Here is a 12,697-nt window from a genome sequence, read left to right as displayed (position 1 = left end):
CCATGGCAGCCACCGCATTACCCGGCAGGGAAGTGTTTTAGAAGCGCGCTTTAGGCGTCGCTGAAGGGATCGGCTCGGTGCCGTTCAGCGGTCGGAACGCCGCTTTGTCCGCATCGTAGGCCCGAATTTCGCTGGTCTCGATGTTGTAGATCCAACCATGGATAAACAAATGACCATTGGCCATGCGCGAAGCCACGGAAGGGTGGGTACGCAAATGTTGCAGTTGGGCGATGACGTTTTCTTCGGTCAGCACCGCCATGCTCTCGCCTTCGTTGGCGCAGTCGCAGTTGTCATGGACCATGGTCTTGGCGACCTCGGCGTGACGCAACCAGGCCTTGACCGTCGGCATCTTTTCCAGACTGTCGGGGTTGAGCACGGCACGCATGGCGCCGCAGTCCGAATGCCCGCACACGATGATGTGCTGTACGCCAAGGGCGAGCACAGCGTATTCGATAGCCGTGGAAACACCGCCGTTCATCTGGCCGTAGGGCGGCACCACGTTACCGACGTTACGGGTCACGAACAGGTCGCCTGGGGAGCTCTGGGTGATCAGCTCGGGCACGATGCGCGAGTCGGCGCAGGTGATGAACATCGCCCGTGGGCTCTGGGCGGTGGCGAGTTTCTTGAAGAGTTCTTCCTGCTGGGGGAAGACGTCGTGATGGAAATGCAAAAAGCCGTCAACGATATGCTGCAGCGCTGCATCGGCGGATTCCGCCACCTGAGGGGCTGAAGCCGACGCAGCCAACGGCTGTTTATCCTTGTCACTCATGATTCATCCTCTTGATCAATGCAGGGGAGGGTTCAGGTCAGTTCGACGCCATGGCGGTGAAATAGTTGTAAAACAAGCACCGCCCAGGCCGCCGACTCATCAGTCACTCGCTGAACAAGGTAACCGTCGAAACTTAACTCAAACTGAATGAACCGCTCTAGAACGCGGGTTTCAGTGATGTCAAAACGCGACTATTCCTACAGCAAAGGTGCACGTCTCTCCCTCAGTCTACAACAAAGCCATCTGCCTGCCCGGTGGGCAAAACGCCGTGCAATCAAGGTTGAACCCTTCCCGCCGATTCAGCCCCAGACGCTTGATCGCCTTGCTGAAACGCTGCGCCAGCAAATCGGCAAACGGCCCTTCACCGCGCATACGCACGCCAAACCGGCTGTCATACACCTCACCCCCGCGTACTTGACGCACCAGGCTCATCACATGGGTTGCTCGCTGGGGGTAATGGGCCGCCAGCCACTCCTCGAACAACGGCGCCACCTCCAACGGCAGGCGCAGCATCATATACGCCGCGCTTTGTGCGCCGGCCGCGTGAGCTTCGGTAAGCAGGCTCTCCAGCTCGCTGTCGTTGATCATCGGGATCATTGGCGAACAAAGCACGCCCACCGGGATGCCTGCGTCACGCATTACCCGAATCGCCCGCAGCCGTGCCTTGGGGGCCGCCGTGCGCGGTTCCAGGATGCGCTTGAGCTCGTCGTCCAGGCTGGTGAGGCTGATCATCACCGCCACCAGCCGCTGGCGGGCCAACTCGGTCAGCAGGTCGAGGTCGCGCAGGATCAGCGAGCCCTTGGTGATGATCGTCACTGGGTGGCGGTAGCGCAGCAGTACTTCAAGGGTTTGCCGGGTGATCCGGTATTCGCGCTCGATTGGCTGGTACGGATCGGTATTGGAGCCCAGGTTGATCGGCGCACACACGTAGCCCGGCTTGGACAGCTGCTGTTCCAGCACATCGGCCGCATTGCTCTTGGCAATCAATCTGGTTTCAAAGTCCAGCCCGGGCGACATGTCCCAATAGGCATGGCTGGGCCGCGCATAGCAGTAGATGCAACCATGTTCACAACCACGATACGGGTTGATCGACCGATCAAACGGCAAGTCCGGCGAGTTGTTGCGGGTGATGATGGTCTTGGCCGTTTCGATACGCACTTCGGTGCCTTGGGTCGGCGGCACTTCCTGGTACCAACCGTCGTCCTCGGCCACGCTGACGGTGGGTGCAAAGCGATTATGCAGATTGGTGGCCGTACCCCGGCCACGGGGCGGCAGCGCAGTAGACATGAAAACGCCTCGATACTGTTTTTATATACAGTATCGAGGCGCGAAGTTTCTGACCAGTGCCGTTGGGCGGCCAGCGAACTTATCAGTGCTTTTGCGTCACCTGCCCCAGGTCATCGCCCGAGGTGGTGTGCAGATCGCTTTTGCGCAGGCCCGCCACATCGCTCGCCTTGACCGGCGCGCCCTGGTTGCCCCAGCTGCCACGGATAAAACTGACCACATCCGCCACTTCCTGGTCCGACAGGCGCCAGGCGAATGCCGGCATGGTGAAGGTTGATGGCGCCGCATGGGTGGCCGGCAAGGTGCCGCCGTTCAACACAATGTTGATCAACGACGTGGCATCTGCCGTCTGCAACACCGGGTTGCCAGCCAGCGCCGGGAATACCCGCGTATAGCCATGGCCGTCGGTACGGTGGCAGGCCGCGCAGTTGTCGATATACACCGAGGCGCCCGGCTTGCTGTCATCACCTTTCCAGAGCGCTTCGGCTACCTGCTTGTCGTACTGGTGCGGCTGGTCCTTCGGATCGACTGCCGGCAGGCTCTTGAGGTATCGCGCGATAGCGGTCAGGTCATCTTCCGACATGTACTGCATGCTATGGACGACAACATCGCTCATACCGCCGAACACCGCACTGCGGTCACTGCGACCGGTCTTTAGGAACTGCACCAGCTGCTCTTCGCTCCAGCTGCCGAGGCCGTCCTTGTGGTCGCCGCGCAGGCTTTTGGCAATCCAGCCTTCCAACGGCGCACTGCCAGAGAGGAAGGCGCTGCCGTCCGTGGCACTCAGGGCTTTTTCCTGCATGGTCAGGGCACGCGGCGTATGGCAGGCGCCGCAATGTCCGAGACCTTCCACCAGGTAGGCACCGCGATCGATCACCGGGTCGGCAGCGGCTTGCGGCTGCTGCGCCTCGACTGCCGGGGCAAACATCCAGCGCCAGGCCGCCAACGGCCAGCGCATGCTCAAGGGCCAGGGAATATCGCTGTCCTTGTTTTCCTGGGCAACCGGTTCGACCCCCTTCATAAAGTACGCATACAGCGCTTGCATATCGCTGTCGCTGACACGTGCATAAGACGGGTAGGGCATCGCCGGGTAAAGCGTACTACCGTTCTTGGCGACACCATGGCGCACGGCCTTGTCGAAATCCTCGAAGCTGTAGTCGCCCAGGCCGGTCTTGTCCGGGGTGATGTTGGTGGAGTAGATCACGCCAATAGGCGTTTCCATTGGCAGGCCGCCAGCGAAGGGCTTGCCACCCTTGGCGGTATGGCAGGCAACACAGTCGCCGGCGCGCGCCAGGTATTCACCCTGCTTGATCAGATCGGTTTCGGCGGCGCTGATCGAGCAACTGCTGAACAGCGCCAAGGAGGCGATAACGAGTGCTTTCATGGTCATCGCTCCTTATGCCTGAACCAGCGGGCCGGGGTTTTTGAGGTACTGCTCGCGAATCGCTCGTGCCGACCAATAGGTCAACGCTGCCACCAGGCCGGTCGGGTTGTAGCCCAAGCCTTGTGGGAAAGCGGAAGCACCAGGGACAAAGACGTTGTGCACATCCCAGCTCTGCAAGTAGCGGTTCAACGCACTGGTTTTCGGGTCGGTGCCCATGATCGCGCCGCCGTTGAGGTGGGTGGTCTGGTAGGAGGCGGTATTGAAATGCTCACCAACCTTTTTACCCAGCACGGCGATGGCCTTGGGGTTCATGGCCTGGGCCACTTTGCCCATTTTTTCCATCATGAAGCGGTTCATCTTGATATCGTTTTCTTGCCAGTCGAAGGTCATGCGCAGCAGCGGCAGGCCGTAGGCATCGCGATAAACCGGGTCCAGATCCAGGTAGTTGCTCCGGTAGGATTGATGGGCACCGTGAGAATCCATTGAGACCTGATGGGTGTAATAATCGGCGGTGGCGCGCTTCCAGGCACTGCCCCAGGCTGGCGTACCCGGCGGGTTGGACGTACCGGCAATCGGCCGGCTGCCCGCCTGGTTGACCCACATCGGCGAACCACCCACGAAGCCGTGGGGGCCATGGTCAAAGTTGTCGGCGTTGAAGTCGTCGATGGCCACGCCATTGCCGCCCGCGCCGATAAAGTTGTTGGTGTGGGTGTCCTTGTCGAAGAACGCCTTGATGGTGCCCATGTTCTGGTAGGCGAAGTTGCGGCCTACCACACCCTCGTTGGTAATCGGGTCGTAGGGTTTGCCGATGCCGGACAGCAGCATCAGGCGCACGTTATGGAACTGGAAGGCGCCAAGAATCACCAGGTCAGCCGGTTGTTCACACTCGCGGCCCTGGGCGTCGATGTAGGTCACGCCGGTGGCTTTCTTCTTGGTGCTGTCGAGGTTGACCTTGAGCACGTGGGAATTGGGCCGCAGCTCGAAGTTGGGCACCTGGCGCAAGGCCGGCAGGATGTTCACGTTCGGCGAAGCCTTGGAGTACATGTAGCAAACGTAGCCACTGCAAAACCCGCAGAAGTTGCACGGGCCCATCTGCGCACCGTAGGGGTTGGTGTACGGCCCCGACGTATTGGCCGAAGGCAGGTTGTAAGGTTTGTAACCTACGTCGGTCGCCGCTTTCTGAAACAGCTGGGCGGAGACAGTATTTTTCTGCGCCTCCAGCGGGAACGGGTTGGAGCGATCCGGCGCGTAGGGGTTGCCGCCACGGCCTTCGCCGACCAGTTGGCCCTTGACCGTCCAGGCTTGCCCGGAGGTGCCAAAGACTTTTTCCGCATAATCGAAAAACGGCTCCAGCTCTTCATAGCTGACGCCGAAGTCCTGGATGGTCATGTCCTTGGGAATGAAGTTCTTCCCGTAGCGCTCTTCGTAATGGCTGCGCATGCGCAGCTCAATTGGATCAACGCGAAAATGCACGCCCGACCAGTGCAGCCCCGCACCACCAACGCCATTGCCCGGCAAGAACGCGCCCAACTGACGATTGGGCAGGGCGACGTCATTCACGCTGTGGCGAATGGTCACCGTTTCTTTGGAGATGTCCTGGAACAGCTTCTTACGCACGCTGTAGGTCAATTCGTCGATGACCTGGGGATAGTTGCCGTCTGGATAAGTGTCCTGCATCGGGCCGCGCTCCAGCGCTACAACGTTGAGGCCCGCTTCTGTCAGCTCTTTGGCCATGATCGCGCCCGTCCAGCCGAAGCCCACAATCACAGCATCCACTTTCTTCATGATGGTCGCCACGTTTACGCCCTCTCGCCGCGAATGGAAACAGCCGGGAAGGGGTATTGCTCGTTGCGTTCCACCCAATCCATGAAATCGGCGCGGGCGCCGGGGAAGCCGATCATGGTCCAGCCGACCATGCCTTTATTACCGCCGTGGATAGGGTCGCAGAAGAAGCCTTCCTTGGTGTTTTGCAGCAAAAGGTTGAAGAACATCTTGGGCGGCACCGCGTCGAAGTGCGCAGCGACTTCACTGCCGCCAGCCTCCAGGCGTCGCAGCATATCGTCTCGGGTAGCGCTGTCTTGCGCAGCAAAAGCCTTACCGTTGAACGCTTTCGACCACGCATCCGTAGCAGCAATGCCGAGGCGATAGATCTCCTTGGGTACCAATTTACTTTGCCAGCCCATCTCCGGCGCCGCATCAGCGTTGAACGGGCCTTGCATGAACCACAGGGCGCCACTGGCGTAAGGGGTGTTCATCTGGCGGTCGATGTATTCCGGCGCGCCAGCTTCCAAGGCACCTGGGCCTTGGGCGTCAGCGGGAATCAAGCGCTCGACGGCGGCGTTGATAAACGCCCATTCCTCGGCCGTGAAATAACTTGGCTCGTAGGCTTTGTCGCTGACCGCGGGTTTGGCCGGCTCGGCCTGGGCCGGTTCCGGCGTGGCCATCAACATCGAACCGCCAAGGCCGCTGCTGGCAACCGTGACCACCGGGATCAAGGTCAAGGATTTGCGTAAAAAGTCACGCCGGGGGTTGTCTTGATCTTGATCAGACATAGGTACACCTCATCATGTGGTCACGGGTTTATCCGCCGCTTCTGGGAGCAGCGTGAAGGCTTTGCCGCTAATTGGATCCAAGCAGACACAGCACAATGGCAAACATTAGTTACAAATGATAGCAGGCTAAGAATTCAGAGGCGTCGATTCGGTGACAAAAACACCGGATCAGATCCCAGGCATCACGATTCTTTGACACGGACCTCACGCCGTATTGACCCGCGTTGAGTGAATCTGCGGCCCATCAGCCATTTCCTAGCTCGGTCACAACGTTCATGTTCAACACACGCTTACTCCTCGTTCTCGGCCTGGCGCTCACGAGCCTGTTCAGCACCGTACAAGCCGATGAGGCTGCGTCGATCCGCTCGCCGGAGTGGGCCCAGCCGGTGGGTAACCAATACAACCTGCACCAGATGACACCCACGCTCTATCGCAGCGCATTGCCGGATGGACATGCGCTGCCGTTATTGCAAAAACTCAAGATCGTTACGGTCATCAACTTCTTGCCAGAATCTGATACGCAGTGGCTCCAGTCCTCTGATATCAAACAGGTGCAGTTGAGCTATCGAACCAACCACGTCGACGATGCCGACGTGCTGGCGGCAATCAGAGCGATTCAGGCAGCAGAGGCCGATGGCCCGGTGTTGATGCATTGCAAGCACGGCGCCGACCGCACCGGCCTGATGGCAGCGATGTATCGGGTGGTGGTTCAAGGGTGGAGCAAGGAGGACGCGCTGAACGAAATGACCTTGGGCGGCTTTGGCAGCAGCAATGGTTTCAAGGATGGCGTTCGCTACATGATGAAAGCCGATGTCGACAAGTTGCGCACAGCTTTGGCGAATGGGGATTGCAGCACCAGCGCCTTTGCGTTGTGCTCAATGAAAGGCTGGATCACCACAACGGGTAAGGAAGAAAAAAAATTGTAGGAGCGAGCTTGCTCGCGAAAAACTCAATAGCGCCGCTGTTTATCCAGGAAACGCACGTTATCGTTGACGTTCTTCGCGAGCAAGCTCGCTCCTACAGTGAGTGCCGGCTTAGTCTTTTTTCAGCTTCGGGTTCGGGAAGAACTGCACTGCCTGCACCTTAGGATCGGCCGGCGCTTTCAACGCGGTGGTATTGACCCTAGTGCCCAATTCCTTGGGCACCGACAGGCCTTGATCATTCAGCGTATCGGTATACCCGCAGGCCACGCATTCGCGGTGCGGCACGCTGTCTTCGGTCCACATCTTCAACTTGTCCGGCTCGCTGCACGCCGGGCAGACCGCCCCGGCGATAAATTGCTTTTTGGTAATCACAGGCCCTTCACTCATGCTGCCGCGTCCTCACTCAAGCCGCTGTGGCGCAAGAGTGCGTCAATCGACGGCGCGCGTCCGCGGAAATCGACGAACAGCACCATCGGCGCCTGGGAGCCGCCACGGGCCAGGATGGCTTCACGGAAGGCACGCCCGGTCTGGGCGTTGAGCACGCCGTCTTCCTCAAACTTGGAGAACGCGTCCGCCGACAGCACTTCCGCCCATTTGTAGCTGTAGTAACCCGCCGCATAACCGCCGGCGAAGATGTGAGCGAAGCTGTTGGGGAAGCGGTTGTAGGCCGGTGGGCGCATGACTGAGACTTCATCGCGCACGCCTTCAAGTACCTGGGCCACGCTGCGACCATCGCCATGGGTGGCGTGCAGTTCAAAGTCGAACAGCGAGAACTCCAGCTGACGCACCATCATCAGGCCGGACTGGAAGTTTTTCGCCGCGAGCATTTTTTCCAGCAGGTCCTGGGGCAGGGGCTCGCCGGTTTCGTAGTGGCCGGAGATCAGCGCCAGGCCTTCAGGCTCCCAGCACCAGTTCTCCATGAATTGGCTCGGCAGTTCCACCGCGTCCCACGCCACACCGTTGATACCGGATACGCCGGCGTACTCCACGCGGGTGAGCAGGTGATGCAGGCCGTGGCCGAATTCGTGGAACAGGGTGGTGACTTCATCGTGGGTCAGCAGGGCAGGCTTGCCACTGTCGGCCGGGGTGAAGTTGCACACCAGGTTGGCCACGGGGCTTTGCAGCACGCCATCAAGTGTACGGCGGCGGTCACGGGCACCGTCCATCCAGGCACCGCCACGCTTGTTGGCGCGGGCATACAGGTCGAAGAAGAAGCGTCCGACGTGCTCGCCGTTCTCCTTGATCTCGAATAAGCGCACATCCGGGTGCCAGGTGTCGAAGCCTTTAAGCTCAGCGATCTCGATGCCGTACAGGCGCTGCACAATGGCAAACAGGCCGCCCAGCACTTTGTCGATGGGGAAGTAGGCGCGCAGCGCTTCCTGGGACACGCTGTAGCGCTGCTCACGCAGTTTTTCGCCGTAGAAACCGCTGTCCCAGCTCTGCAGATCAGCGCAGCCTTGCTCGGCGGCGTAGGCCTTGAGTTGCTGCAGGTCCTGGGCGGCGAACGGCTTGCTGCGCTTGGCCAGGTCGCGCAGGAAGCTCAGCACCTGGTCGCTGGATTCGGCCATCTTGGTGGCCAGGCTCAGCTCGGAGAACGACGCATAACCCAACAATTGGGCCAGTTCCTGACGCAGGTCGAGGATCTGCTCCATCACCGGGCCGTTATCGTTCTGACCGGCATTAGGGCCCTGGTCCGACGCACGGGTGCAGTAGGCGGCGTACACCTCTTCACGCAGGGCACGGTCCTGGGCGTAGGTCATGACGGCGTAGTAGCTGGGGAATTCCAACGTGATCAGCCAGCCGTCGAGGCCCTTGGCCTGGGCGGCGGCAGCCATTTGCGCCTTGGCCGAATCGGTCAGGCCGGCAAGTGTCGCCTCATCAGTGACGTGCTTGGTCCAGGCCTGGGTGGCGTCCAGCAACTGGTTGGAGAATTTGCTGCCCAACTCGGACAGCTTGCTCTGCACCTCGGCGTAGCGTTTTTGCTGCTCCGGCGGCAAATCAATACCAGACAGGCGGAAGTCACGCAGGGAGTGTTCCAGAATGGTTTTTTGCGCCACATCGAAACCGGCAGCTTCCGGGCTGTTGGCCAGGGCTTCGAAGGCCTGAAACAGCTCACGGTTCTGGCCCATTTCGGTGGAGTAGGCGCTCAATGCCGGCAGGCACGCCTCGTAGGCTTCGCGCAGTTCGGCGCTGTTGCACACGGCATTGAGGTGGCTGACCGGGCTCCAGGCGGCGCCGAGGCGATCATTGAGCTCATCCATGGCCAGGACCAGGCCGGCCCACGTCGGGGTTTTACCCTGGTTTTGCAGGATCTCTGCGATCGCCACGCGGTTGTCGGCGAGGATCTGTTCGATGGCCGGCTGCACGTGCTCGGCACGGATCGCCGAGAACGGCGGCAGGTCGTAGGACTGCAAAAGAGGGTTGTTCGCGCTCACGGTGGGCACCTTGGCTGAAGAAACATGTAGAACAAAGATGGGGCCATCTTAATTACAATCAACACCCACCGCAGCTATCAGCAGAAGAGAGAGAGGCTATCGTGACCCTTCGCACCTATCAGAACCACACGCCAACCCTCGGCGCCGGGGCGTTTGTCGATATTTCGGCGGTGGTGATCGGCGATGTCGAAATCGGCACTGACAGCTCGGTTTGGCCGCTGACAGTGATCCGCGGCGACATGCATCGCATCCGCATCGGTGCGCGCACCAGCGTGCAAGACGGCTGCGTGCTGCACATTACCCATGCGGGGCCGTTCAATCCTGAGGGTTTCCCGTTGCTGATCGGCGACGATGTGACCATCGCCCACAAAGTCATGCTGCATGGCTGCACCGTGGGTAACCGCATCCTGATCGGCATGGGCAGTATCGTGATGGATGGCGCCGTGGTCGAAGACGACGTGATCATCGGCGCCGGCAGCCTGGTGCCGCCAGGCAAGAAACTCGACAGTGGTTTTTTGTATGTGGGCAGCCCGGTCAAACAGGTTCGCGCATTGACTGACAAAGAACGCGCCTTTTTCACCTACAGCGCTGCGAACTACGTGAAGCTCAAAGACCTGCACCTGGCTGAAGGATTCGATCAATGACCCTGCATCACCCCACCGTCCTGTTCGACCTGGACGGCACCCTCACCGACCCACGCGAGGGCATTACCCGTTCGATCCAGTACGCCTTGGCCAAACTGGGCATTGATGAGCCCGACCTGACCAAACTCGAACACTTCATCGGCCCGCCCTTGCTGCAGGCGTTCATGCAGTTTTACGCCTTCGACGAGGCCAAGGCATGGGAGGCGGTGAATTTCTACCGTGAGCGCTTCAAGGTCACCGGCCTGTACGAAAACCGCGTGTTCGACGGCGTCATGCCGTTATTGGAAGAACTGAACAGCCAAGGGCGCCAGCTGTACATCGCCACCTCCAAACCGTGGGAATTTGCCCGCGAGATTGCGCGGCATTTCGACTTTGCCAAGTACTTCAAGGTGATCTACGGCAGCGAACTGGACGGCACGCGTACCAACAAGGTCGAGTTGATCGCGCATTTGATGCGTGAGGAACGGCTGGACCCGGCCACCACCTTGATGATCGGTGATCGCAAGCATGACCTGATCGGCGCACGCAGTAATGGGCTGGATTCGGCCGCCGTGGGGTATGGGTTTGGTAGTTTTGAAGAGCTGAGTGCCGAGGCACCGACCTGGCATTTCGAGACGTTGGACCAGATGCATCAGGCGTTTTTGCAGCGTCCTTGAGACCGCTTTCGCAGGCAAGCCAGCTCCCACAGTTGACCGATTTTCAACATGAGGATGCGGTCAACTGTGGGAGCTGGCTTGCCTGCGAAGAGGCCTAACGGCCAACCTTCTCCAACTGCCTCAACGCCGCTTTACGCTGCTCCACCGGCAACCCACCCAACCGCTCCACCGTCGCATAAAACCTAACCCAATCCCCGCCTTCCCGCGCAAACAACGCCGCAAACGCCGGCACCCATTGGTCATACAACCCAAACGGCAAAAGCCGCGCGTTATTCATCGGCTGGTTAATCCAGGCGTCATAACGCTTGTCTCCACCCCATTGGCTATCACGCAGGTGCCGGTATTCACTGCGCAACTGCTCGAATTGCGCCGCTTTGGCCCGGCGCATCGCGTCCGCTACCAACGGCTGCGCGTACAACGCCTCCAGACGTTTGCGGGTATCGAGAATCAGCCGGATAAATTGATCGCGTTGCTTCAACGCCGCATCGCTGACAGGCGCCAAGCCCCGCGCCGCACGCCATTGGCGCGTGCCCTCCTGCTCGACAAAACTGGCATAGGACTCGTTGAACTCGGTGTCATCCTTCACGTAGAAGCGCTGGTGGGCCAGCTCATGGAAAATCAGCGTGGCAAGGCGCTCATCGCCCCAGCTCATCATCGAACTCATGATCGGGTCGTTGAACCAGCCCAGGGTGGAATAGGCCTCCACGCCGCCGATCGACACATCCATGCCCCGTTGCCGCAACAGCGCCGCCTCGCCCCGGGCCGCACCTTGGTTGTAGTAGCCGCGATAGGCGACGCAACCGGCGATGGGAAAGCAATGGTTCTGGGGTGACAGAGAAAATTCCTGCGTGGCGAAGACATTCCAGACCACATAGGGTCGGCCAATATCGGCATAAAGCCGGTAACTTTGATTGTCCGGCAGATGCAGGTGTTCACTGGCAAAGGTTCGAGCTTTCTGCGATTGAGCCAGATGCTCGCGCAGCAGTGGCGGGCGAGCAGGGTCGGCGATGACCTCGGCAACCGGCTCCCGTGCCCGCAACAGGTGCCACTGGCCACTCGCCAACTGGCTGTAATAACTGACACTGGAGCAGCCGCTGAGCAGCAAAACCATCAGTCCTGGAAGAAAACGCCTGATCATGCACTGACTGCTCCTGGGTGATGGGTTCGCCAGACTATCGCGCTTGCCGGGGATTTTTCCACGGCGTGGCGTGTTTATACTCAAGCCTCTTCTCGTGTTGAGTACTTGCCATGCGCCCGCTCTTGCTTCCCGTCGCCGCTGTATTCCTCAGCGCTTGCGCCTCGACCCCCATCCCCCCCGTGGACCCGCAGCAGGCCTGGGTCGATTTCACCACGCCCACCCCGGGTTCCAAGTTGGTAATGGCTCAGCGCCTGGACGGGAAAAACCTCGACGACGGGCGCTTTTTTCAAATGCCTCCCGGCCCTCACGAGCTGATGGTGCGCTTTGACTTTGAAGTGCCCGCTGGCGGCGGCCTGGGTGGCCTCAGCCAGATGATGTATCGCACCTGCTTCATGACGCTGCAGTACGACCACTTTCAGGCCGGCCAGCGCTATGTGCTGGAAGGGCGCTCACTGGCGTTCACGCCCAACATCCGGCTGTACGACTCAACCCGCCAACTATTGGCCCAAGAGCGCAGCGTGAACTGCATCTGAGTCAGTCGTTGTTCTTTTGATAGATGATGCGCTTGGTGCCGTTTTCGCATGAGCCGACAATCATGGCTTCGTCATGGTTCTTGGCTTCTTCGGCGGTGATGATTTCCAGGGTGTAGGACGGAATCGCCTTGGCCTGGATCTTCACTTCGATTTCTTTCCTGAGCTCTTCACAATCTTTTGGCGCGGCCACGGCCGAAGTGGCCAATACACCGCAGATGATTGCCAAGGCAAAACGTTTCATGTGTGGAGCTCCCTGAATGCGCTGCGCACGAGTGTGCGCCTAGGCTGCATGGGCTATTCGACCACATTTTACAAACACGAGTTCTGATTTTACGCAGGACTAAAAATGTGGGAGCGGGCTCGCTCGCGAATACGGAGT

The 12,697-nt window shown here is 59.7% G+C and carries 13 protein-coding genes; 4 read left to right on the top strand and 9 right to left on the bottom strand.

What is annotated here, in order from left to right:
• Positions 1–37: 37 nt before the first annotated feature.
• From ACP7CZ_RS22205 to ACP7CZ_RS22185, 5 genes are all read right to left on the bottom strand, one after another.
• Positions 38–769, bottom strand: a complete 732-nt coding sequence (locus ACP7CZ_RS22205) for a carbonic anhydrase (protein WP_003187331.1) — start codon at positions 767–769, stop codon at positions 38–40.
• A gap of 228 nt (positions 770–997) precedes the next feature.
• Positions 998–2,056: a PA0069 family radical SAM protein gene (locus ACP7CZ_RS22200; protein ID WP_197900080.1), complete on the bottom strand. Its 1,059-nt coding sequence runs from the start codon at positions 2,054–2,056 to the stop codon at positions 998–1,000.
• Positions 2,057–2,138: 82 nt separating this feature from the next.
• Positions 2,139–3,437 (bottom strand): cytochrome c, encoded by a 1,299-nt coding sequence (locus ACP7CZ_RS22195; protein ID WP_252949156.1) that lies wholly within the window; start codon positions 3,435–3,437, stop codon positions 2,139–2,141.
• Positions 3,438–3,449: 12 nt separating this feature from the next.
• Positions 3,450–5,234: a GMC family oxidoreductase gene (locus tag ACP7CZ_RS22190; protein ID WP_032894333.1), complete on the bottom strand. Its 1,785-nt coding sequence runs from the start codon at positions 5,232–5,234 to the stop codon at positions 3,450–3,452.
• 2 nt (positions 5,235–5,236) lie between these two features.
• A complete protein-coding gene (locus ACP7CZ_RS22185; protein ID WP_072445699.1) occupies positions 5,237–5,989 on the bottom strand; it encodes a gluconate 2-dehydrogenase subunit 3 family protein in 753 nt (250 codons plus the stop codon).
• A 275-nt stretch (positions 5,990–6,264) separates the two neighbouring features.
• On the opposite strand from ACP7CZ_RS22185, the gene ACP7CZ_RS22180 reads away from it, so the two are divergent.
• A complete protein-coding gene (locus ACP7CZ_RS22180) occupies positions 6,265–6,915 on the top strand; it encodes a dual specificity protein phosphatase family protein (protein ID WP_054897246.1) in 651 nt (216 codons plus the stop codon).
• 108 nt (positions 6,916–7,023) lie between these two features.
• Here the strand turns inward: ACP7CZ_RS22180 and ACP7CZ_RS22175 are convergent, their stop codons facing one another.
• Positions 7,024–7,299, bottom strand: a complete 276-nt coding sequence (locus ACP7CZ_RS22175) for a YheV family putative zinc ribbon protein (RefSeq protein ID WP_020301415.1) — start codon at positions 7,297–7,299, stop codon at positions 7,024–7,026.
• On the bottom strand, positions 7,296–9,347 hold the full coding sequence (prlC, locus tag ACP7CZ_RS22170) for an oligopeptidase A (protein ID WP_236453061.1): 2,052 nt from the start codon (positions 9,345–9,347) through the stop codon (positions 7,296–7,298). Before prlC ends, ACP7CZ_RS22175 begins: the two co-directional genes overlap by 4 nt.
• Before the next feature lie 101 nt (positions 9,348–9,448).
• On the opposite strand from prlC, the gene ACP7CZ_RS22165 reads away from it, so the two are divergent.
• Positions 9,449–9,991 carry a gamma carbonic anhydrase family protein gene (locus tag ACP7CZ_RS22165; protein ID WP_034116625.1) on the top strand — a complete coding sequence of 181 codons (543 nt, stop codon included), beginning with the start codon at positions 9,449–9,451 and terminating at the stop codon, positions 9,989–9,991.
• Positions 9,988–10,647, top strand: a complete 660-nt coding sequence (locus tag ACP7CZ_RS22160) for an HAD family hydrolase (RefSeq protein ID WP_197900084.1) — start codon at positions 9,988–9,990, stop codon at positions 10,645–10,647. The genes ACP7CZ_RS22165 and ACP7CZ_RS22160 overlap by 4 nt, the downstream gene beginning before the upstream one ends.
• Before the next feature lie 94 nt (positions 10,648–10,741).
• Here ACP7CZ_RS22160 and ACP7CZ_RS22155 read toward each other — a convergent pair whose 3' ends face one another.
• The gene (locus tag ACP7CZ_RS22155) at positions 10,742–11,785 is read right to left on the bottom strand and encodes an aminopeptidase (RefSeq protein ID WP_294191071.1); all 1,044 of its coding nucleotides are present in this window, start codon (positions 11,783–11,785) and stop codon (positions 10,742–10,744) included.
• Positions 11,786–11,895: 110 nt separating this feature from the next.
• Here ACP7CZ_RS22155 and ACP7CZ_RS22150 point away from each other — a divergent pair, with 110 nt between their 5' ends.
• Complete coding sequence (locus tag ACP7CZ_RS22150) at positions 11,896–12,318, top strand: hypothetical protein (RefSeq protein WP_197900086.1); 423 nt, start codon at positions 11,896–11,898, stop codon at positions 12,316–12,318.
• A 1-nt stretch (position 12,319) separates the two neighbouring features.
• On the opposite strand, the gene ACP7CZ_RS22145 is transcribed toward ACP7CZ_RS22150, so the two are convergent.
• Positions 12,320–12,559, bottom strand: a complete 240-nt coding sequence (locus tag ACP7CZ_RS22145) for a DUF1161 domain-containing protein (protein ID WP_003187312.1) — start codon at positions 12,557–12,559, stop codon at positions 12,320–12,322.
• Positions 12,560–12,697 lie beyond the last annotated feature (138 nt).

The organism is Pseudomonas sp. DWP2-2 (genome assembly GCF_049897065.1).
GTDB classification, from domain to species: Bacteria; Pseudomonadota; Gammaproteobacteria; order Pseudomonadales; family Pseudomonadaceae; genus Aquipseudomonas; species Aquipseudomonas paracarnis.
The sequence above is the reverse complement of the archived record's forward strand: the minus strand, read 5'-3'. Positions and strand labels throughout refer to the sequence as shown.